The following is a 21503-nucleotide window of genomic DNA, read 5'->3' on the forward strand; positions in this document are numbered from 1 at the left end:
TTTTAAATTTTATTTCATATTAATTTCTCATGCCATCTTTAAGTTCTATAAATAATATTATCCAAATTTGTTAAGACTAACAGTATAAAGTTGAACGGAGGAATAATATGAAAAATAAATATATTGATGCCATATTCATGGTCGTTCTATTATGTATTCTAACGAGCCTTTCTTTTCTAGGTCCATCATTAGTAAATAAAATGTCTTCAACAGAAAAAACCTCCTTTGAATCACCAACCTTTATGGAGGCAGATGAAGCATCAACTAAAAAATCACTCTTTGAAGAACTTGATACAATGACACAGCAGGAAAAAAATATGATAGCAAGAGAAGCTCATTCAAAATATCCTCACTTAGTTGATGCCATGCTTAATTTAAGAAGTAAAGGATTTTTAACTTATGAAGATATCATGAGCATTCATACCGCTATTGATGATTATGAAGTAGATCAGACAACAGAAGTTCCTTATACCGACAAAGATTTATTAGATTATCTATATGATAATAATATTATTACTAAGGCCCAGCTTGAACAAATATTAGATTTTATGGATGAAGAAGATTGATAAACTTACTTAAATTTTACTCCAAATTTTTTCTATTAAAAGATTTGCAAATCTATTGCAAATCTTTTTTTATATGTATATACTTAAAACATAGTTATTTAGCTAATTAGCTAAATATATAATTTAGGAGTGATTTTATGAATAATTCAAAATTCAAACTTAATAAATCTAATTTAATCCAGTTTACGGCAATTATCAGTACCTTAGTAATTAATCTAGTTTCTTATCCATTTCTTCCTGATAAGGTTGGCATCCAAGTAAATGCTAGTGGAATTTCAAATTCTGCACCAAAACTTCTTTATCTATCTATATCATTTTTAGCTATCAGTCTCTTGGCTTACTTAGGTTCAAAGCCTATAGGACAAAAGAAGAATCAATATACTGGTGTTGCAATTTTATTAGTTGTCTTTAACTTAATTATAATAATATTAAATATTATTTTTCTAACCTAAATATATAACCAGTGAAAGGAGAATAACCTTGAGTAAAGTTTTTAAAGCAATCAGCGATGCCACTAGAAGAGAAATTCTTAGTCTCCTGTCTAAAGGTGATATGACAGCTGGAGAGATTGCTGATAAGTTTAATATGTCAAAGCCATCTATCTCAAAGCACTTAGATATCTTAAGAGAAGCCGAGCTGGTTACTTCAGAAAAAAAGGGCCAATTTGTCATCTATTCAATAAATACCACTGTACTACAACAAGTTCTAGGTGGCTTTCTAGATTTAATTAATGGAGGTAAAAATGATGAAAGTTAAAAATCTTGACTTTACGCGATGTTTCTTTTTAATTGCAAGTTTGACCATCATTATATTAAGTTTCTTTATTTCTGATGCAAAAACCTCAAAGGCTATTTTTATAGGACTACTAATTATAACTTTACTATTACTAGATTTAAATATGCCTAAAGTAGCAAAACTTTCAGAAGATAACCCTAAGGTAAGAACTATGCGTTCCATGAACAGATTGATTATAGCTATATTCATTATTCTTGGAACATACTATCTTATTTCACCTTCTGTTACTATTGCTGCTGAAACTTCTGACAAGTTTCTTATTATATGACTTGCAATTTTTATTATGATTTTTGGTAATATTTCTCCTAAAATTCCTTTTAACAGATATATGGGTTTAAGATTACCTTGGACAATACGAGATGAGGATACTTGGAGAATTGCTCATAGAATTACAGGATATTTAGCTTTTCCAATAGGTATTTTAATGATTATCAGTTCATTTTTCTTCGAATCACAATATGTGGCTGGTGTTGGAATTATTTCTTGGGTACTCATCCCAAGCTTGTATTCCCTATGGTTTTATTACAAAAAGTATAAGATGTAGCTTTTGCTGCATCTATTTTTTTGAATATAAAACTCTTAACTACACAAAATATCTATAACCCTAATTTTTTATAATAAGGAGGTTACATAATGAAATCTAAAAAATTAGCATTAACACTTGTTATATCTGCAATGTGTCTTTTAACCGCCTGTGGTTCTAATCCAGATACAAACACTACAGACAAAACTGCTACTAATAATGGCACCACTACAAATGAAACTACAGGTAAAGATACCATCAATGATGGATCTACAGTATTAGGCACAGATTATGAGAATGGAACGTATAGAGGCTCATATGTTGATGGTGACGTCAACCAAATCTCCATTGAATTCGTTCTAAAGGACCAAAAATTTGAGTCAATCAAATACCGTGCTTTATCTTACAAAGGCGAAAACTACCTTGATGAAGCCGCAACTGGTGTAGTTAAAGCAATCAGAGAACAATATCAACAGGCTGCAGATGCTTTAATTGGCAAAACTATATCTGATATAAATATTCTTTACAAACCTGCTGATGTAGTTAAGGATGTAGATACAGTAACAGGTGCAACCTTAAGAACCGGTAAATTAATTTCAGCTTTATGGGATGGTCTAAACCGTCACCCTTATAAACTACCTTAATCCCTATTTTAAACTGATTAACAATTATTAATTTAAAATAAAAAAGAACTGATTTCAGTTCTTTTTTATTATGTATTTTTAATTATTCACAAATCAATTATTCTTTATGACTCTTTCCCCTCTGCTTCAAGCTTCTTAATATTGGCATTGCTTTTAATAAATATAACTGCATAAATTCCACTTACAATAAAATTAGCTATTGCCAATCTTACATTTTCTGCCGCCATACCCAAACCAGCAATAGCAAATAAAACTGTTGCAGCCATCCACATGGTTCTTCGCTTTTTTAATTTTTCTAAATTCATAACCTTCCCCCCATAAACTCATATACCTATTATAATATATATTAACAACTCTTCCCATATAGTTTTATCTTAAACTAAAAAAAGAAATCCAGCAAAGCTGGATTTCCTCATTAATTCTTCATTATCATTATTCATTTTTCATCATCATGCTTCGATCACTTTATACAGCTTCCTCATGAGAATCCTCAAACTGACTATTATAAAGATTAGAATAGAATCCACCTGCAGCAAGTAAGTCTGTATGAGTACCTTGCTCAACGATATCTCCATCCTTCATTACAAGGATTAAGTCTGCATCTCTGATAGTAGATAATCTATGAGCTATAACGAAGCTTGTTCTGCCCTTCATTAAGTTATCCATAGCCTTTTGGATTAGAACCTCTGTACGAGTATCAACAGAGCTTGTTGCCTCGTCTAAGATAAGAATCTTAGGATCTGCTAAGATTGCACGAGCAATAGTTAAAAGCTGCTTTTGACCAGCTGATACGTTACTTGCTTCTTCGTTTAATATCATGTTATATCCATCTGGTAAAGTTTTTACAAAGTGATGAACGTTAGCTGCTTTCGCTGCTGCTATTACTTCTTCATCTGTTGCATTAAGTCTACCATATCTGATATTTTCTTTTATTGAACCATTAAATAACCATGTATCTTGAAGAACCATACCAAAGATACTTCTTAAGTCATGTCTGTTGAAATCTTGAATATTGTGGCCGTCTATTAAGATTGCTCCACTATTAACATCATAGAATCTCATTAAAAGCTTAATCATTGTAGTCTTACCAGCACCTGTAGGCCCAACAATTGCAACCTTCTGACCTGGTTTAACGTTAGCTGTAAAGTCATTAATGATAATTTTATCTTCTGAATATCCGAAGTGAACATTTTCAAACTGTACACTTCCTTCTATTTCAATAATCTCATCTTCATTAACCACCGCTACTTCTCTTTCTGCTTCTTTATGGTGATGAGACTTCTTGTTACTTTCTTCTTGGAATTCTCTTCCTACAACGCCTGCCATTGGATTATTAATCTTAACAGGGTTTTCAGCAAATTGATCCTCTTCTTCCTCATCAAGGAATTCAAAAACTCTCTCTGCCGCTGCCATAGTAGATTGAACTAAGTTTGCAATCTGAGCAGTTTGTGCTATTGGTTGGTTGAAACTTCTTACATATTGAATGAAAGACTGAATATCTCCAACTGTAATTGAACCTTTAATTGCAAGGTATCCCCCCAGGATTGAAACCATAACATAACCTAAGTTACCTATAAATGTCATGATAGGCATCATCATTCCTGAAAGGAACTGAGATTTCCATGCTGAGTTATATAGTTGGTCATTTAGTTTATTAAATTCACGAATGGCATCTTCTTCACCATTGAAGGCCTTAACTATATTGTGGCCTCCATAAATCTCCTCTACCTGACCATTTACATGTCCTAAGAATTCCTGTTGAGTCTTGAAGAATTTTTGTGATCTTTTAACAACAAATGATATTAACACTGCTGATAAAGGAAGCATTAATATAGTTGCCACAGTCATAACTCCACTTATGGAGATCATCATTATAAGTACCCCGATAAGAGTAGTTACTGATGTGATAAATTGAGTCATGATTTGGTTTAAGCTCTGGCTCATCATATCTACATCATTTGTAACTCTAGATAAAACTTCACCGTGAGTTTTTGTATCAAAATATTTTAAAGGCATTAGATTTATTTTTTCAGAAATTTGTTTTCTTAATCTATATGAAACCTTTTGAGAAACTCCTGACATTACAAAGCTTTGTACAAAGGAGAAGGCTGCACTTACTATATATAATCCTAGTAAGAAAATTAATATCTTACTTACATAAGTGAAATCAATTCCTACGCCTGAACCTGTAACCTTTCCAACTAATCCTTCAAATATAGTTGTTGTTGCTTCTCCTAATATTTTAGGTCCAACAATTGAGAAGGCTGCACTTCCAATTGCAAATAATATTACTGCAAATATCGATATACTATATGGTTTTAGGTACACTAAAAGCTTTTTCATAGTACCTTTAAAGTTCTTGGCTTTTTGTCCACCGCCCATCATTCCATGAGGACCGCCTCCGCCCATTGGGCCTTTTCCCATACCTGGTTTACTCATTATCTAACTCCTCCTTTGAAAGCTGAGAAAGTGCAATCTGCTTATATACTTCACAATTTTTCATAAGCTCTTTATGAGTTCCAATACCAGCTACTTTACCTTCTTCAAGTACAATAATCTGGTCTGCATGAAGAATTGTACTAATTCTCTGAGCAACAATAAGAACTGTACTGTTCTTAGTTTCTTTATTTAGTGCCTTACGTAAAGCTGCATCTGTTTTATAGTCTAAAGCAGAGAAGCTGTCATCGAAAATATAAACTTCTGGAGATTTAGCAATGGCTCTTGCTATTGAAAGTCTTTGTCTTTGACCTCCAGATACGTTTGTTCCACCTTGAGCTATTGATGTTTCATATCCTTGTGGAGTTCCTTCAATAAAATCTTTAGCTTGAGCAATTTCAGCCGCTTTTTTCATGGCTTCATCTGAAAGTTCTTCTTTACCATATTTAATATTACTTTCAATATCTCCAGAGAATAACATACCCTTTTGAGGCACATATCCTATCTTAGATCTTAGCTCATGCTGGCTTACATCTTTGATATTAACTCCATCTAAGATTATTTCACCTTCAGTTACATCATAGAATCTTGGTATTAAGTTTATTAATGTAGATTTACCACTTCCAGTACTTCCTATAAAGGCTGTTGTCTCACCTGGTCTTGCAGTAAAGTTTATATCACTTAATACATCTTCATCCGCATTAGGGTATCTGAATGAAACCCCTTTGAATTTAAGGATACCTTTTTCAGTTTCCTTAAATTTAACTGGTTCTACTGGATCATTAATTGCTAGTTCAGTGTTTAATATTTCATCAACACGTCCTGCTGAAACTGCAGCTCTTGGAAGCATTATTGAAACCATAGAAATCATTAAAAATGCCATGATAATCTGCATTGTATATTGGATAAATGCCATCATATCTCCAACCTGCATTGTTCCTGCATCTACCGCATGGGAACCGTTCCAAACTATTAATATTGTAATAGCGTTCATAATAAGCATCATGATAGGCATCATCATTGACATAGTTCTATTAACAAATAGATTTGTTTTAGTTAAATCTTTATTAGCTTTATCAAATCTCTTTTCTTCATGCTTTTCAGTACTAAACGCACGGATTACAAGCATACCAGTAAGAATTTCACGAGTTACAAGGTTAACTTTATCAATTAAAGACTGAACTCTTTTAAACCTTGGCATTACAACACTAAATAGTACAATTACTACTGCAGATATCGCAACTACTGCTACTGCAATAATCCATGCCATTGAAGTTTCTGTATTTAAAACTTTAATTATACCACCAACTCCTAATATTGGAGCATAGAATACAACCCTTAGAAGCATAACCATTAAGTTTTGTATCTGTTGAATATCATTTGTACTACGAGTAATTAATGAAGCTGTTGAGAATTTATCAAGCTCATTATTTGAAAAACTAATAACCTTGGCAAATACCTGCTGTCTTAATCTTCTTCCTAGACTTGCTGCAACCCTTGCACCTAGGAAGCTTACACTAATTGTAGCTGCCATACTTAGTAATGCTATACCAAGCATTTTAGCACCTGAAGTTAAGATATAATTAGTTTGTAATTTATCAGTATTTACTCCAATACCCTCATACTCATTTTTTACAAAAGTTGTAGCAGCCTGCCCAATCATAGATTCCGGAAGCTGTTCGAATCCCTTATTGAATTCATCCTTCATTGCCACAAGCTGTTCCTTAGGCATAATCTTAATTAAATCTATAAGAGGAGTATTAGGATCAATATTTGCCTGAGGCGGCATTTGAGCTAACATTTTCTCTTTTAGTGCTTGAGTCTTTTCATTAGTTTCATCCTCAAACATTGAAATGATAAGCATTGGTTTTCCAAAGATACCATTTAATTTTGTTATAGTGTCTTCATCTGTAACACTAAGTTCATATAGAGTTTCATTTGCTAAAGAAGGATATTTCTTTAAATATTTATCATATTCCTCTTTTGAAAGACTTGCCTTCTCTAATTTAGAGTAACTAGCTGAAATTTCTTCTATATCAGCATCGCTCATAAACAATTTCAAATTTTCCAGTGAACTTTCTCTTATTACCTTTGGAGCAACCTCCTCAACTCCGCCTTGTTGTATACCAACATTGACGATGTTTGAAGTGTACTCAGGTAAAGAAAGATCACAAGTTGCTTGAATTACTAGTAATCCAACTATCATCATAATTGGTACTATAGACTTTTTTAAGTATTTTATTAACTTAAACATGATTTCCTCCACTCCCTTTAAGTAAGCTAAAGTTATAAAATTAATCATTAAGTAAGCCTCCAAATCTTTGATTTGGTTAAGGCAAACTTACTCCTTTGAATGAATATTGAAAGGAGTTCCCTATTATAATTTCCTAGTCATAGCAAATAATACTCTTGCCAAATTATCTTAGGATTAAGGGTTGATATTTTACCGTTATTATTATAGAATAATTATATATTTATAACTATTCTAAGTCAATAATTATTTTATATAAAACTAATTAATAATATATTAACTAATTGTTTTATTAAATTTGCTTGAATAAGTCGTTGTATGTTATTTTATAGTTAAGGAAATCATCTAAATTAGATAATCTAATTAAACTTTTATTACAACTAATAACCAATCTATGCAATTCCTTTTGCATAGTGCCTATGGCTTTTTTATTTATCCTAAATTGATATAGTTTACATAAGTGAAGAAGTACTTCTTACTAATTTTCAGAAGTGGTACTAAAAAATCTAAATTATAAATTGGATATATTCTTAGTCTTGATTCAACTTAAGCACCTGCATTTTTTCACAATAATTATGTATTAATATATATTTACTCATTCCTTCTAATGAGTAAGCTTGAGAACCTAAATCTAAGATTTTAGTTCTTGCTAAAAATTTTCCACTAATTATACCTTTAGTGGAGTAAGTTCGTGTTTTCAAATCAATAAGTTTGACACTAACTTAAAACACTTTTACGTAAAGGAGACTTCGTTATGGATGAAAAAAATCTAACAAAAGTATCTGAACAATTCTTTGGGTTAGTAATGCTATTGCATAAAAAAATTCTTAAACCTGAAGAGTTTATGAAGGGATTCCCTATTCCACCATCCCATGCCAAGGTAATATTCTTTCTTTCACAAAAAGGACCTAGTCCTGTATCTGCTATTGGAAAAGAGCTCTGCATTTCCAAATCAAATATGACTCCAATAATAGATAAACTCCTTGAAGATGGTTATGTTAATAGGTATGAAGATCCTAAAGATAGAAGAATTTTAAGAATTGAAGTAACTGAAAAAGCTAGAGAAACCTTTAAACTTAAGAGAGATTTTGCAATAAAAGCTTTAATAAATAAACTCTCTGAGCTAAATGATGAAGATATTGCCAATTTAGGTGATGCTCTAGAAACCTTTCATCATATTCTTGATAAATTAAGTTAAAAAAGAGGTATGAAACAAATTCTGTTGTTTCATACCTCTTTAATTTACTCTTGAAAATAGATAGCTTAAATAAAGATTTAAGGATAGGACCCGACCCAGATAATTTTGATTTTTAATTTAGAATAAATTTAATCCTCCCCTTAAATTCAACTTTCATGAAAAATTATAATAGAACCCTAGGCACAGATTACACTTCCTAGGGTTCTATTTTATTGATTACTTTTGCAAAAAATTCTCTAAATCCCTTGCCAATCATATCACTTTCTGTTTCTTCATTCTTAATATCCATGTAATATTCACCAGTATTTTCATCTATAGATATTGAGTCTAGCGGAAAACCTTTAATTCTAACTGGATGTGGCTTATCAGTTAAAATAAATCTTTCTGAACTAATATCCTCATCCATAGATTCATAACTTTTACTATTACTCATTACCAAACAAATAGCATTTTTATACTGTGCTGTCACCTTACCACCAAACTCTTTAGCAATCCCAGCATAATATTTAATCATTTCATCATCGGATAAAGTCTTACCTTTTACACGTCTTGCATAAACCCCTGGCTGTCTTTCCTCATCCAAGCCGTCAATATATAACCCAGAATCACATGAAAATACAGGTTCTTTTAAGACAGAGTAATAAGCTTCAGCCTTAAGCCTTGCATTATCTAAGGGAGAATTTCCACTTTCCTCTACCTCCCCTATTTCAACAGATAATTCATTTAATCCAACCACCTCTATAGGAAGCTCTTTCAGTATCCTCCTCATAGATTCCAACTTAGCTGGATTTTTTGTACCATATATCAGCTTCATATCATCATTCCTCTTTTAAAATATTTTTTCAAAAGCTACTCTTTCGCTTTTATCTTCTAAATAAATAATTCCACAATACTTGTATCCATTTTTAATAAGAGATTTTTGCATTGAAATATTCTCTCTATGAGTATCAATTTTAATACTATGTACATTTCTATCAACACATAAGCTTTCAGCTGAATCCAAAATTTGTGAAGCTAATCCAAGTCCTTTATATTCATTATCAACACATATTCTATGAATTACAGCATATTCCCCAGAACTAAGCCATTCCCCGTTGTAAATTTCATCATAAGTTGGTTCTCCATCAAAAGAAATAGCTGCTGTTGCGACAATTTTATCTTTTTCTTTCCAAACATAACTCCAACCACTTTGAATATCTGCTTTTATTACCTCTTTTTCAGGATATCCATTCTGCCATTGGTCAATGTTTCTTGCCTTAAAATATTCTTGTGCTTGTTTTATAATCTCCATTACTCTAATAACATCTTCATCTCTTGTTCTTCTTAACTTACACTCCATAACCTACTCCTTAACAAACCACATTAATTTCTCTTATGTTTTAATAATATAATTATACCTTCAATTGAATAAATTTACATTACTACTTATAAAAAAATAAAAAGACCAAGGCTTCACCCTAGGTCTTTCTTTAAAACCAATTATATTCTTGAGTTTTTACATCATAAATTATATGAACTGTATTATATTCATCCTTTGCTACAGTTATTTCATAGGTGAGAAACTCATAGTCCTCTGACTTTCCAGTCTCAGGAGCAAAGGTTTCGAATTTTGGTGATGTCTCCCCCGGTAATACACTATCATAAACAGCTAAATAAGTCTTTTCATTTTTATCATTCAATAAAACCGTTATACTTAATCCTTTTATCGGATATTTGGAATCATTTTTATAGGTAGCTTCCATATATCGTGTTCCGATTGAATCTGGTTCTAAAATCTTAACCTCCAGAGGAAGCTCCTCAATTTTAACAATGGGCTCTTTAGATGACTTATCAGGCTTATTTTCAGTAACTTCCTTAACTTCTTCTGGTACAGTTTCAGTTTCGTTTTTATTTTTCTTATTTGAGCTACAAGCTGATAAGCAAAATATTATTATTGCAGTTAATAATAAACATATAAATTTTTTCATATAAAATATTACCTCCCTACAAATATTATCTCCGTTTAACAACATTATTATCTAAAAAATAATAGCTTAAACTCCCTTTAAATAAAAAAGGACAGCTTTCAAAGCTATCCTTATAAATCTATTGAAGTTGTTCCACTTGATCTAATATCGATTTTTCTAACGAAGTATACTCAAGGCCAAGTATCTCTTCACTCTTAGTTGTGTTAACCTTTATTGGACACCCAACATTTCTTTTGACATATTCTTTTGAAACACCTGCTCTTGAAGCACTAAAAGAAACCATCCACTTCGGAATGTTTTTCTTAGGTAATTTAAATTTCTTTGGATATTTTCCTTCTATTATCTTAGCAATATTTAAGAAGGTAGCAATCCCTCCCGAAACAATAAATCGTCCTTTAGCCTCTTCCTTAAAAGCAGCTGAAATATGAGCTTTTGCTGCATCTCTAACATCTACAAAGGCATCAAAAATTTCTGGAGTCCCTGCACCCAATGCACCATTAACCATGTTTCTAACAATAACCGCACTAGGGAACTCTGGTGTATTAGTAACTGACGGTCCTATCAAAATTCCAGTATTTATAACTACAACTTCATATTTATGCTGCTCTTGACATTCATATTCGTCCCAAATAGCCTTTTCTGATAAAGTCTTAGCATAGCTTAATGGCTGATAATCTAATGTACTTGCAGTATTCCAACACTTTTCATCAAAGGGAACATTTCCTCTTTCAGTAAACTCTAATCTATCACAATAAATGGAATCCATTCTTCCTGTTACCACAACTTTTTTTACTGAAGAACTTTTGTTTATAGCTTCAAAAACATTTTTAACACCCTTCACTGCTGGCTGAACTACTTCCTTTTCAGCGTCAACAAAATTACTGAAGGTTTGATAATCAGTATGAATTACTATTTCAGCACCTTCAACAGCTTCATCAAAACTTCCCTCATTCATTAAGTTCCCATCATAAGCTTCAATAGTACCAGTTGTCTGCTCCGATAATTCTAAAAGATATTTATAACTTTCAACTTCTTCTTTATTTTCAACTGTAATTCTTACCTGATGACCATCCTCTAGCAGATACTTAACTATCCATGCCCCTACATAACTGGTCCCATTAGTAACTAAAACAACCTTTTTATCCATACCAAATTTCATCCTTCCTTCATATATCTTCAAAAATTTCTTTGATATAATATATAATTTTACTACATTACAGCCTTAACAAAAATGAATTCTTATTTAACAAATTAAATTTCTTATATCTTATAAGCCATAAGACTACGCCTTCCATGCATGTTACATTAATTGAAAAATGTGGTATAATCCTTTTGAGAACTAATATCTTAGGGGGCCATATTATGGATTTTTATTCAGAGCTATATAATAACTTTAATAAATCAAATACATACACAGCAAAAGTTATTTCCGGAAAACACTTTGGTGGAAAATTGCTATTTCATAATGAAGAGTTAATTTATACAAACCTAAAACCTTTAGATCTTGGATATATTGCTGCTATTAAAGAAGTAACTCAAAATAACAAAGGCCAAGTAATCTCCTACGAAGACTCACGAATCTTCTGTGAACCAATTACCAAGAAACCTGCCATAGTAATTTGTGGAGCAGGACACATCTCTATTGCTTTAATTAAAATTTGCAAACTCATTGGACTTGAAGTAACTGTTATTGATGATAGACCATCCTTTGTAAATGACGGAAGACAGGCTGGTGCAGATCATAGTATCTGTGAACCATTCATATCAGCATTAAGTAAAATTCACAGTGATAGCAGCACCTTTTTTGTAATAGTTACAAGAGGACATCGTTATGACACTGACTGTTTGAGAGAAATCCTTCAAAAGGAAAATGCTTATATTGGTATGATTGGCAGCAAGGTAAGAGTTAAAAGAATAAAAGATACCCTATTAGCAGAAGGTTATAATGAAGAAGTACTTAATAACATCTATACACCTATCGGTCTTAAAATTGGAGCTGAAACCCCAGAGGAAATCGCAGTTTCAATTATGGCAGAAGTAATAGAAGTAAAAAATAGAAGCCTAAAGTGTTCTGAATTTCCTAAAGAAATACTAAATGAAATTATAGGCGAAAGCTTTGAAAATAACCCAACTTCCTTAGCTACAATCATAAGCAGAAAAGGCTCTGCTCCAAGGAAAGTTGGAACCAAAATGCTGATTTGTAATGATGGAAGAACCATCGGCACTATCGGTGGTGGATGTGTAGAAGCAGAGGTTAAACTCTTAGCTCTAGATGTAATAAACACTAAAACACCTTTATTGAAAACCGTGGATATGACTGGCATTGATGCCGAAGCTGACGGAATGGTTTGTGGCGGAGTTGTGGAAGTATTTATAGAACCAATCTTTTAAATACTATTTAAGAGGTATCTGCAATGTCTTACTGTGAGTTACAACTTCCTATAAAGTTTGATGTGGATAATGACTTCAGTGACTCATATACATATCCTCACTGTGGTAAAAAAATAAAATAATAAAAAGGAACTCCTAAAGGAGTTCCAAACATCATTCTAAATTCTTAATAAAAACTATCTTTGATGAGCATATAACAGCTCTATATCAAGCTTTTCTCCTGGTTCAAGATTATATCCTCGAACTTCTAAGATTCCATCAAGAATATTAATTTCTCTTTCAATTCTTTCATATGCCTCTTGTAAAACACTTCTGCTAGTTGCAATATTTAATCGTACAAAGTTAGCTCCTGCCTTACCAAAGCTTTCTCCATTATTAAACCAAACCTTACATTTCTTTATAAAGAAATCATTTAAATCCTCATTAGTCATGTGTAAAGCTGAACAATCGAGCCACAATAAATAAGTTCCTTCTGGTCTTGTAATTTTTATTTTGGGAATTCTTGTTTTAAAGAAATCCATGGTATACTCCAGATTTCCAGTTACATACTCCATCATTTCTTCATACCATTGTTCCCCATGCGTATATGCAGCAGTTTGTGCAATATCCCCTAATACAGTAGGTCCCTCTAGGAAAGCTCTTTCAAATTGAAGCTCATACTGACTTCTTAATTTAGGATTCTTTATTATTATATTTGCTGTTTTAAGTCCAGCAATATTAAATGTCTTATTTGGAGCTGTACAAATAATCGAATTATCTGCAAACTCTTCACTGATTGAAGCAAATACGTTATGAACATTAGGCTTATATGCTAAATCCCCATGAATTTCATCTGCTACAACAAGTATATCATTTTCTAATGCAATATTTCCAAGCTGCATTAATTCATCTTTCGTCCAAACTCTTCCTACTGGATTATGTGGACTACATAAAATTATCATTCTGGTTTTCTTTGTAATGCTCTTTTTCAAATTATCAAAATCCATTTCGTATCTTCCTTTTGCATACTTCAATGGATTTTCAACTATCTGGCAGCCATTATTTTTTATTATACTATAAAATGGATGATATACAGGTGTTTGAATTATAATTTCATCCCCTGGTTTTGTGTATGCCTGCACAATTATATTAAGCCCTGGTACAACCCCTGGTGCAAACTTAATCCATTCTCTTTTAACATCCCAATTATATCTTTTCTTCATCCAGCCTATTACAGACTTATACGATTCCTGTGAACGTCTAGTATATCCAAAAACTCCATGTTCAGCTCTTTCCTTTATTGCATCAACAACCTCCTGCGGAGCCTTAAAGTCCATATCTGCTATCCATAGAGGAATTATATCCTTATCTCCATATGATCTCTCAGCAGTATCCCATTTTATACAATTTGTATTTCTTCTTTCAACTCTTTCATCAAAATTATACTTCATTTTATCCCTTCTCTCTGATTGATTAACCCAAACAATTATATATTAAACCTATTATATTCCATTTTTTGTTATTAAACAATTGAAACTTTCTGATTTTTGATATAATATTATTAACACAAAATAATCTAATTTTCGGAGATGATTTAATGCATAAACAATATATTAACTATTCAGCAGATATGCCACTATATATTTCCTATGAAACTATAAAAAATATACCCATACACTGGCACTACTGTATAGAAATTCTTTTTGTAGTTAAGGGAACTATAAATCTTTTCATTAACACAGAAAAATTTGTCATAAGGGAAAACCAAGTAGAAATTATAAATATAGACGAAGTCCATAGCATAGAAAGTGATGACCCTGATAATAAAGTACTGATCTTTCAAATAGACCCATACTTCTTTCAAAAATATTATAGTGATATTGAGAATATGTTCTTTTATACAAAATCCACTGGAGAAAACTCTCAGCTTGGAGATGAATATGAAGACTTAAGGGTTTTCCTTTCTCAACTTTTATGTGAAACTGTTCAGCATCAAGATAATTATGATGAAGAAATTGAAAATATCCTAATTAAACTTCTTTATCACCTTATCAATAACTTTAACTATCTTATTTATGAACAGGAAGAACTAAGAAATAACAAAGAACAGCTTCAACGTTACCATAGTATTTATAAATATATTTATAATAACTACCAAAACAACATTACTCTTTCAGACATATCAAATAAGGAGTACCTAAGTACTCATTATCTTTCAAAAGAAATAAAATATGCCACTGGGTACTCTTTCACAGAGTTTGTTAACCTTGTCCGTGTTGAAGAAGCAATAAAGCTTCTCCTTGATTCCGATTTAACACTTTCGGAAATCTCTGAAGAAATTGGTTTTTCACATACCCGATATTTTAATAAACACTTTAAACTTCACTATACTTTAACTCCACTTCAATTTAGAAAAAAATATAAATCTACTGAAGCAGAGCTAAAGAAATCTACTAAAGTAAAGGAGCTTACTTTAAAAGACAGTCTTGAAGAATTAATTTATTATATTGATGACTATGATAGATTTAACTATGAAGATAAAATACATCAGCTAAACTTTAATATGGATTTAGATTTAGGTGCCTTTAATAAAGATTTTAACAAAATCATTACCATTGGTGATGCCTTTGACCTGCTTATAGAGGATAATAAAGATACCCTTGAAGAGCTTCAATTGGAAATGGACTTTGAATACGGGCGAATATTAAATTTATTCAGCCCCGATATGGCAATCTTCCCTGGTTCAAGATTTCATAACTGGAATAGAGCAAAAGATGTACTGGAGTTTATTGACTCCTTAGACATACTACCTATAATAGTTATCCACCTGCAGGATGAATTGCTTGAAGAGGATGGCGAAGGAAATACTTTACCAATTCCAGTTGCAAATGCCAGCTCACTTTACAGAAAAGATATGCTGGATACTCTTCACTCCTTCCTAGATTACTTTGATTCTTTAGAAAGCATCGATTATAGAAAGTTTAAATTTCAATTTGACTCCAGCTTTCCTGAAGATTTAAAAGCTGATGTCATAGCACTTCTTGATGAATATAATCTAGAACCTCTTGAGGATAACTTTACAATCAATAATGATATTAATAATATTTATGATACACCTTATATGATTCCTTATATCATTGATAATGTTGTAAATGGCCGTAATGACCTTTCCTTTATTAGAGCTTTTGACGTTCTTGACAAACAGGTGAACTTAACTAACGAAGTATTTTTTGGATATCCGGGTCTTATCAATGACAAGGGAATAAAAAAACCAGCCTTTTATGCTTACTCCCTTTTAAATAAAATGGGAGATACTCTCGTAAGCAAAGGTGATGGATATTTGGTAACAAAAACCCATGACCAATACCAGATTCTTTTGTATACCTACCATGATAAAATTAATAATCTCATATCTATGAGAGAATTTGCAAAGCTAAGAGGTGCAAAAAACGGTATATCTAAAAAGTTATCTTTAAACATTATAAATGTACATTCAGACACCAACATTACAACCTATGAAATTAATGAATCTATAGGTTCATCCTATAATTACTGGGTTGATATGGGAAGACCTACTAGACTTAACAAGGAGGAAAACGGAATCCTGCATAAGGCATCTTATCCAAATATTAAGTTTAAATATTCAAGAAAAAGTACCGTTATAAATATTTTAACTACACTTAAAACTCACGGTGCAGTTCTTATTATTATCAACAAGGTTCAAAAGCCAGTACGTTAAATTCTGAAAATGCATTAACTAAATATTAAATCACTTATTTTTATCATAATTTATTAAAATATTAGTCATTTTTTAATGTGTGAAGCACAAAGGTATACTATTTTAAGTACTTTTGTGCTTTTTGTTATTTTCTTGAAAACCTAAAGTAAACATAAAAGTACTTTTTGATGAACCTCAAAGTGGATGTTTTAATCACTTAATTAGCATATAATAGTATCATAGAAAGAAAATAATCTAAAACATAAATAAAAATTTGATATTCTCTGTAATAAGGAGTGATTAAATTTCAAATCCATAATGTGAATATGCAAATAAGAAAAAGTTTAATATACAGAATTTTCAGAAAAAGAGGTGACGAAAATGGGAATTAACCCTAAAATTTTTTCAGATGAAAAAACATATAGAGTATTGCTTAGGTTTGCAATCCCAGCAATATTTTCATTACTTGTAGCAGAATTATATAACATGGTTGATACAGTATTCGTTGGACAGTGCATTGGACCTAATGCCATTGGAGCATTAACTGTTGCATTCCCAATTCAACGTTTCCTTATAGCTCTAGCATTTCTAATCGCAGTAGGTGCTTCTACCTATGTATCTAGATATTCTGGAGAAAATGAACCTAAAAAAGTAAAACAAACTATAATAAACTCAATAATATTAACAATAATAACTTTAACAATAATACCAGCTATCCTATTCTTATTTAGAGGAACCCTTCTTTATAAATTAGGTGCCAGCGAAGTTACTTTCGGATTAACAAATGACTATATATCAATAATATTTATTGGTGCTATATTCCAAGGTATAACTATCGTATGTTCATACATTATGACAGCTCTTGGAAACTCTAAGATTGGGCTTTACGCAAACTCTTTAGGTGCCTTCCTTAATATTATCGTTGACTACATCCTTGTAGCAGAGCTTAACGTTGGTATCTCTGGAGCAGCAATTGCTACAGTTGGTTCACAGTTTGTTGCAATGTTATTTGTACTTTATAAGTTTAGAGACGTAATTAAACACTTTGAATTAAAATTATCTTTAAAAGACAATATTCCAAAATTAGATACAGCTTTAATTAAAGGAATTGTTGCCGTTGGTTTCTCTACTTTCGTTATAGAAATTTCAGATGCCATCGTTGCCGTAGTTTTAAATAACCTTTTAATTACACGAGGTGGAGATGCAGCCATAATCATTGTAGGGGTTATTACTAAAATCTCTATGTTCATGTTTATAGCAATAATAGGTATCAGTTCAGCAATGCAGCCAATAGTTGCCTTTAACTATGGAGCAAGAAACTTTGACAGAGTTAAGAAAACAGTAAAAGCTTCAATAAAAACTGTTACAATAGTTTCATTAGCCTTCGGAGTATTCTTAATGTACTTTGCTCCGCAAATGATAAGCTTATTCTTAACTGATGCAAATCTTCTTCCTGAAGCCGTAAGTGCTTTAAGAATTGTTATATCCTTATTACCACTAGTTGGTTTCTACTATGTTGGAATCTACTACTATCAAGCTATTAACGAAGCTAAAAAGGGCTTCAGATTATCTTTATTCAGACAGCTGATAGTGTTCATTCCTCTAGCAATTGTCTTTGTTCAAGTATTCGGAATCGTTGGTGCATGGATCGCTTATCCTGTGTCTGATTTAATATCTGCTATAGTAGCATACACTTTATTAAACAGCACATGGAAGGACAAAACAGATATCATTACATCACCAGCCTAACACTTCAAAATTAGAACTTTAAAACTCAAGAATATAAAATATTTTTGACGTATATTTAATACTCATAATCAAAAACCTGAAGCAGTAAAATCCTGCTTCAGGTTTTTTTATCCTTAATCCCTCTTTAAGACTTCCTTTAATACTTCAATAAACTCCATTGCAGACTTAGATAACTCCTTATTCTTCTTAAATGCTACAACAAGTTTTCTCTTCGCTTCGTCATCCTTTATTGAATAATACACAGGATTATGAGCTAAATTTCCATATCTTATTATACTATCAGGGATAATAGAAACTCCAAGTCCTGCTATAACCATTGCAATTGTTGAATCAATAGTTTTATTTTCGATTTGAATTTTAGGATTAAAGCCTGCCTTTTTACACAGTTTTACCGCCATTTTGTGCAAATTCTGCTCTGGTCTTAAAAGTACAAAAGGCTCTTCCTCAACACTCTTTAAATCAATAACAGTGTCTTCTATTAAACACTTTGATGATGGCTTAGATTTTTTCATATACTTTTTATTCATTGAATGATTCGGTGGAACCGCAAGTAATAACCTCTCCTCATCAACAACTTCGTAGGAAAAACTATCACCTATGGGAAGTGAACCAATAAATATATCTATGTTTCCATTTATTGTTTCTACCTCTAACTCTGCAATTGATCCTTCCTTTAATTCAAGGTTAACTCCAGGAAATCGCTCTTTAAACTTAGGCAGAACTTGAGGCATTAGACTTGAGTTTCTAAGATGAGATACTCCCACTATAAGTCTTCCACTTTTTAAGTCCGCCATATCTGCCATAGAATCATCTAGCTGCTTTTTTAACTTTAAAATTTCCTTTGCAGATTTTACAAATAGTTCTCCTGCATAAGTAAGCTTTATAGGATTTACACTTCTATCAAAAAGTTGAACTCCTATATTTTTTTCTATACTGATTATATATTGGCTAAGAGATGGCTGCGCTATATATAGTTTTTTTGCCGCCTTTGAAAAGCTTCTTTCTTCCGCTACAACTAATACATATTCTAATTGTTGAAATGTCATCTTGATATTCCTCCAACTTATAGGCTTTTACCTATATCTCTCATTGTAATATTAATATTGTACCATATTAAACTAATGTGTTAAACTATATATATCGATAAGTGCTAATAAATATAATTTAATAAGCTATTTAGTAGCTCATTAAGTTATATCATTAAACATTAAAGCAAAACTTTCCTTACAAAATTATTCATTCAAAAAAGAGGTTATAGATCCTAAGCTATAACCTCTTTTTTATGTTTAATGGAACCTATTTTGCTAAATGGTATTTTTTATAATTCAAATAATAATTTGGATTTTCACTTAAAATCTCTCTAATAAGCTTCTATTTCTTATTTTCGTTATTAGTATAATATACACCCCTGTTAAATGCATCATGAATCGCTGATATTATCTTTCCTATCTCCACTGAATCATCAACTGTCTTTGGAAGCAAATCTGCTGAATATAAATCACTTAAAGAGGTTCTAATGTCTTTCCCCTCTAAGTGCTTAATAACAGCTTCATACTTTGCTTTTATTTCCTTGAAAACCTCATCACTAAGATAATCCTTATCCTCTAATCCAAGCTTTAAATATTCTAGATTTGAAATTACATTTCCATTAATGGTAAATTGCACTGTAACTTCATTAGGAAAAATATATGCTCCTCGATAAACTCCATCTTTTAAAGTGTTGGATTCAAAGTTAAATCCCCACCAAAATTCATTCATATAATTTGTGTCACTCACACCTTTAGTACTACTTTCCACAACTGTACCTTCTGAACCAGACTCTATATTATTTCTAGTAGTTTGATTGTCGATATTCGTCCCGTTGGAGCTACATCCAGCTAACAAAGTGATTATTAATAAACTCACTAATAAAATGGCTGTTTTCTTCATAATTAACCTCCTACTTATATAAAACTACTATTATACCCATGGTATATTCATAGTATATTCATAGGAATGGTTATTTACCCATCTTAAAACTTGTTATATTGTGCTAAATATACCATAACAGCCATTATTGAAAAAATAACAAAGCATACCGACCCTAGAATAAAACTACCTTTCTTCTTCTTCTGTATACTAAGAAACATATATACTGCTGAAATAACTATAAATATTATCATAAATACTAAATCCAATTTTAACTCCACCTTTTCTAAAAGTTTAATTTTTCTAACCCCTTAATACACTTACGGTTATTCTAACACAATTAAATAAATTTTCATAAAAATTTTACAATAATCATAGTTTCTTTTTATATTTATTATTTGTTTTCCTTATTATTATAACTATTTTATATCATTATTTCTCTTAAGATATGAATGAATCTAAGTGCATAAGCAGGAAGGTAAATCCCTTTTTTATAGGTTACAACACAATCCACAAACACTTTATCATCTACAATAAAATATTTTACTGGATTCTCATAATGAAAATACTTTGCATAGCTCTCCAACGTGAAAGATACCCCATACCCTACAGATGCAAGTTGAGCACACGTTTCTATATTTCTAATCCTCATTATTTCTTCTGGTTTTATGTTTAGATTATCTAAAACCTTATTAATAAAAAACTGTATACTTTGATCTTGATGAGGTAAAATAAATAATTCATCTTTAAACTTATTTAAATTTATCCATGGATAATTATATCCTTCTATGTTAATACCTGAATCTGCCATAGGATGACTTTCAGCTACTGTTAAAAGTAATGTATCTTGACATATAGGTATATATTCAAATTCAGACATATTAACGGTTCTATTACATATTAATAAGTCTATCTCATTTTTAAGTAATAACTCTCCAAGCTTTCCTGCAGCGCCTTCATGAATTATTACTTCAATATGTGGATACTCCTCCTTAAACCTCTTAAGAATAGCAGGCACGACATGCGGACTCTTTCTAATTGGAACTCCTACCCTAAGTCTACCTTTACATCCCGTCCTAATATCGTTTAGTTCCATATTAAAGTTATTTCCTAAAAGCATTATCTTTTTAGCACTTTCAATATATTTCTCACCTGCATAGGTAGGAATAAGTTTTTTACCTATCCTATTAAACAGCTTTACGCCTAATGTATTTTCTAAATTACTAATGTATATACTAAGTGCCGGCTGAGATATATTTAATCTAGAAGCCGCTTTTGTAATACTTTCACATTCTGCTAAAGCTAGTACATACTTTTGTTCCCTTAACTCCATATCATTTCCCCCATTTAGATAAAAATAATAATTTAAACTTATTAT

General features: G+C 31.4%; 22 protein-coding genes. 10 read left to right on the forward strand and 12 right to left on the reverse strand.

All coding sequences use genetic code 11. The features are described 5' to 3' along the window. Nucleotides 1-107 precede the first annotated feature (107 nt). From BN1075_RS04370 to BN1075_RS04390, 6 genes are all read left to right on the forward strand, one after another. Nucleotides 108-566, forward strand: coding sequence for a hypothetical protein (locus BN1075_RS04370; RefSeq protein ID WP_040191874.1), 459 nt, complete (start codon nucleotides 108-110; stop codon nucleotides 564-566). 137 nt (nucleotides 567-703) lie between these two features. Then, nucleotides 704-1018 carry a hypothetical protein gene (locus BN1075_RS04375; RefSeq protein ID WP_040191875.1) on the forward strand — a complete coding sequence of 105 codons (315 nt, stop codon included), beginning with the start codon at nucleotides 704-706 and terminating at the stop codon, nucleotides 1016-1018. Nucleotides 1019-1046: 28 nt separating this feature from the next. Then, the gene (locus BN1075_RS04380; protein WP_040191876.1) at nucleotides 1047-1322 is read left to right on the forward strand and encodes an autorepressor SdpR family transcription factor; all 276 of its coding nucleotides are present in this window, start codon (nucleotides 1047-1049) and stop codon (nucleotides 1320-1322) included. After that, nucleotides 1309-1629, forward strand: coding sequence for a hypothetical protein (locus BN1075_RS04385; protein ID WP_148315457.1), 321 nt, complete (start codon nucleotides 1309-1311; stop codon nucleotides 1627-1629). The genes BN1075_RS04380 and BN1075_RS04385 overlap by 14 nt, the downstream gene beginning before the upstream one ends. Before the next feature lie 60 nt (nucleotides 1630-1689). Beyond that, nucleotides 1690-1905, forward strand: a complete 216-nt coding sequence (locus tag BN1075_RS21075) for an SdpI family protein (RefSeq protein ID WP_197072272.1) — start codon at nucleotides 1690-1692, stop codon at nucleotides 1903-1905. A gap of 89 nt (nucleotides 1906-1994) precedes the next feature. Then, complete coding sequence (locus tag BN1075_RS04390) at nucleotides 1995-2528, forward strand: hypothetical protein (RefSeq protein ID WP_052406382.1); 534 nt, start codon at nucleotides 1995-1997, stop codon at nucleotides 2526-2528. Between the two features lie 104 nt (nucleotides 2529-2632). On the opposite strand, the gene BN1075_RS04395 is transcribed toward BN1075_RS04390, so the two are convergent. The 3 genes from BN1075_RS04395 to BN1075_RS04405 form a co-directional block, all read right to left on the reverse strand. After that, on the reverse strand, nucleotides 2633-2833 hold the full coding sequence (locus BN1075_RS04395; protein WP_040191879.1) for a hypothetical protein: 201 nt from the start codon (nucleotides 2831-2833) through the stop codon (nucleotides 2633-2635). A gap of 160 nt (nucleotides 2834-2993) precedes the next feature. Further along, entirely contained in the window at nucleotides 2994-4952 is a 1959-nt protein-coding gene (locus BN1075_RS04400) for an ABC transporter ATP-binding protein (RefSeq protein ID WP_040192357.1), read from the reverse strand. A 7-nt stretch (nucleotides 4953-4959) separates the two neighbouring features. Then, a complete protein-coding gene (locus BN1075_RS04405; RefSeq protein WP_040192358.1) occupies nucleotides 4960-7218 on the reverse strand; it encodes an ABC transporter ATP-binding protein in 2259 nt (752 codons plus the stop codon). A gap of 751 nt (nucleotides 7219-7969) precedes the next feature. Between BN1075_RS04405 and BN1075_RS04410 the strand changes: the two genes are divergently transcribed. After that, nucleotides 7970-8413 carry a MarR family winged helix-turn-helix transcriptional regulator gene (locus tag BN1075_RS04410; RefSeq protein WP_040191880.1) on the forward strand — a complete coding sequence of 148 codons (444 nt, stop codon included), beginning with the start codon at nucleotides 7970-7972 and terminating at the stop codon, nucleotides 8411-8413. Between the two features lie 196 nt (nucleotides 8414-8609). Here BN1075_RS04410 and BN1075_RS04415 read toward each other — a convergent pair whose 3' ends face one another. The 4 genes from BN1075_RS04415 to BN1075_RS04430 form a co-directional block, all read right to left on the reverse strand. Beyond that, the gene (locus BN1075_RS04415; RefSeq protein WP_040191881.1) at nucleotides 8610-9227 is read right to left on the reverse strand and encodes a non-canonical purine NTP pyrophosphatase; all 618 of its coding nucleotides are present in this window, start codon (nucleotides 9225-9227) and stop codon (nucleotides 8610-8612) included. Nucleotides 9228-9242: 15 nt separating this feature from the next. Then, entirely contained in the window at nucleotides 9243-9752 is a 510-nt protein-coding gene (locus BN1075_RS04420) for a GNAT family N-acetyltransferase (RefSeq protein ID WP_040191882.1), read from the reverse strand. A 130-nt stretch (nucleotides 9753-9882) separates the two neighbouring features. Next, nucleotides 9883-10380, reverse strand: coding sequence for a hypothetical protein (locus tag BN1075_RS04425; RefSeq protein WP_040191883.1), 498 nt, complete (start codon nucleotides 10378-10380; stop codon nucleotides 9883-9885). 118 nt (nucleotides 10381-10498) lie between these two features. Further along, complete coding sequence (locus BN1075_RS04430) at nucleotides 10499-11527, reverse strand: NAD-dependent epimerase/dehydratase family protein (RefSeq protein ID WP_052406383.1); 1029 nt, start codon at nucleotides 11525-11527, stop codon at nucleotides 10499-10501. 215 nt (nucleotides 11528-11742) lie between these two features. Here BN1075_RS04430 and BN1075_RS04435 point away from each other — a divergent pair, with 215 nt between their 5' ends. Beyond that, nucleotides 11743-12771 (forward strand): XdhC family protein, encoded by a 1029-nt coding sequence (locus tag BN1075_RS04435; protein ID WP_040191885.1) that lies wholly within the window; start codon nucleotides 11743-11745, stop codon nucleotides 12769-12771. A 176-nt stretch (nucleotides 12772-12947) separates the two neighbouring features. On the opposite strand, the gene BN1075_RS04440 is transcribed toward BN1075_RS04435, so the two are convergent. Further along, nucleotides 12948-14201: a MalY/PatB family protein gene (locus BN1075_RS04440; protein WP_081911491.1), complete on the reverse strand. Its 1254-nt coding sequence runs from the start codon at nucleotides 14199-14201 to the stop codon at nucleotides 12948-12950. 146 nt (nucleotides 14202-14347) lie between these two features. Here BN1075_RS04440 and BN1075_RS04445 point away from each other — a divergent pair, with 146 nt between their 5' ends. Together BN1075_RS04445 and BN1075_RS04450 are read left to right on the forward strand one after the other, a co-directional pair. Further along, the gene (locus tag BN1075_RS04445) at nucleotides 14348-16489 is read left to right on the forward strand and encodes a helix-turn-helix domain-containing protein (RefSeq protein ID WP_040191886.1); all 2142 of its coding nucleotides are present in this window, start codon (nucleotides 14348-14350) and stop codon (nucleotides 16487-16489) included. A 360-nt stretch (nucleotides 16490-16849) separates the two neighbouring features. After that, the gene (locus BN1075_RS04450) at nucleotides 16850-18217 is read left to right on the forward strand and encodes an MATE family efflux transporter (protein WP_040191887.1); all 1368 of its coding nucleotides are present in this window, start codon (nucleotides 16850-16852) and stop codon (nucleotides 18215-18217) included. Between the two features lie 113 nt (nucleotides 18218-18330). On the opposite strand, the gene BN1075_RS04455 is transcribed toward BN1075_RS04450, so the two are convergent. The 4 genes from BN1075_RS04455 to BN1075_RS04465 form a co-directional block, all read right to left on the reverse strand. Then, nucleotides 18331-19263, reverse strand: coding sequence for a LysR family transcriptional regulator (locus BN1075_RS04455; protein WP_040191888.1), 933 nt, complete (start codon nucleotides 19261-19263; stop codon nucleotides 18331-18333). A gap of 325 nt (nucleotides 19264-19588) precedes the next feature. Further along, nucleotides 19589-20146, reverse strand: coding sequence for a hypothetical protein (locus tag BN1075_RS04460; protein ID WP_040191890.1), 558 nt, complete (start codon nucleotides 20144-20146; stop codon nucleotides 19589-19591). Nucleotides 20147-20229: 83 nt separating this feature from the next. Then, a complete protein-coding gene (locus BN1075_RS21465; protein ID WP_156132756.1) occupies nucleotides 20230-20394 on the reverse strand; it encodes a hypothetical protein in 165 nt (54 codons plus the stop codon). A 155-nt stretch (nucleotides 20395-20549) separates the two neighbouring features. After that, nucleotides 20550-21458 carry a LysR family transcriptional regulator gene (locus BN1075_RS04465; RefSeq protein WP_040191891.1) on the reverse strand — a complete coding sequence of 303 codons (909 nt, stop codon included), beginning with the start codon at nucleotides 21456-21458 and terminating at the stop codon, nucleotides 20550-20552. Nucleotides 21459-21503 lie beyond the last annotated feature (45 nt).

It is taken from the genome of Clostridium culturomicium (genome assembly GCF_000821305.1).
GTDB classification, from domain to species: Bacteria; Bacillota; Clostridia; order Clostridiales; family Clostridiaceae; genus Clostridium_J; species Clostridium_J culturomicium.

Bases quoted from the DNA above. Each gene is read 5' to 3' on its own strand.
- BN1075_RS04370 (WP_040191874.1), top strand. From the start codon at position 108: ATGAAAAATAAATATATTGATGCCATATTCATGGTCGTTCTATTATGT.
- BN1075_RS04375 (WP_040191875.1), top strand. From the start codon at position 704: ATGAATAATTCAAAATTCAAACTTAATAAATCTAATTTAATCCAGTTT.
- BN1075_RS04385 (WP_148315457.1), top strand. From the start codon at position 1,309: ATGATGAAAGTTAAAAATCTTGACTTTACGCGATGTTTCTTTTTAATT.
- BN1075_RS21075 (WP_197072272.1), top strand. From the start codon at position 1,690: ATGGGTTTAAGATTACCTTGGACAATACGAGATGAGGATACTTGGAGA.
- BN1075_RS04390 (WP_052406382.1), top strand. From the start codon at position 1,995: ATGAAATCTAAAAAATTAGCATTAACACTTGTTATATCTGCAATGTGT.
- BN1075_RS04395 (WP_040191879.1), bottom strand. From the start codon at position 2,833: ATGAATTTAGAAAAATTAAAAAAGCGAAGAACCATGTGGATGGCTGCA.
- BN1075_RS04400 (WP_040192357.1), bottom strand. From the start codon at position 4,952: ATGGGAAAAGGCCCAATGGGCGGAGGCGGTCCTCATGGAATGATGGGC.
- BN1075_RS04405 (WP_040192358.1), bottom strand. From the start codon at position 7,218: ATGTTTAAGTTAATAAAATACTTAAAAAAGTCTATAGTACCAATTATG.
- BN1075_RS04410 (WP_040191880.1), top strand. From the start codon at position 7,970: ATGGATGAAAAAAATCTAACAAAAGTATCTGAACAATTCTTTGGGTTA.
- BN1075_RS04415 (WP_040191881.1), bottom strand. From the start codon at position 9,227: ATGAAGCTGATATATGGTACAAAAAATCCAGCTAAGTTGGAATCTATG.
- BN1075_RS04420 (WP_040191882.1), bottom strand. From the start codon at position 9,752: ATGGAGTGTAAGTTAAGAAGAACAAGAGATGAAGATGTTATTAGAGTA.
- BN1075_RS04425 (WP_040191883.1), bottom strand. From the start codon at position 10,380: ATGAAAAAATTTATATGTTTATTATTAACTGCAATAATAATATTTTGC.
- BN1075_RS04430 (WP_052406383.1), bottom strand. From the start codon at position 11,527: ATGGATAAAAAGGTTGTTTTAGTTACTAATGGGACCAGTTATGTAGGG.
- BN1075_RS04435 (WP_040191885.1), top strand. From the start codon at position 11,743: ATGGATTTTTATTCAGAGCTATATAATAACTTTAATAAATCAAATACA.
- BN1075_RS04440 (WP_081911491.1), bottom strand. From the start codon at position 14,201: ATGAAGTATAATTTTGATGAAAGAGTTGAAAGAAGAAATACAAATTGT.
- BN1075_RS04445 (WP_040191886.1), top strand. From the start codon at position 14,348: ATGCATAAACAATATATTAACTATTCAGCAGATATGCCACTATATATT.
- BN1075_RS04450 (WP_040191887.1), top strand. From the start codon at position 16,850: ATGGGAATTAACCCTAAAATTTTTTCAGATGAAAAAACATATAGAGTA.
- BN1075_RS04455 (WP_040191888.1), bottom strand. From the start codon at position 19,263: ATGACATTTCAACAATTAGAATATGTATTAGTTGTAGCGGAAGAAAGA.
- BN1075_RS04460 (WP_040191890.1), bottom strand. From the start codon at position 20,146: ATGAAGAAAACAGCCATTTTATTAGTGAGTTTATTAATAATCACTTTG.
- BN1075_RS04465 (WP_040191891.1), bottom strand. From the start codon at position 21,458: ATGGAGTTAAGGGAACAAAAGTATGTACTAGCTTTAGCAGAATGTGAA.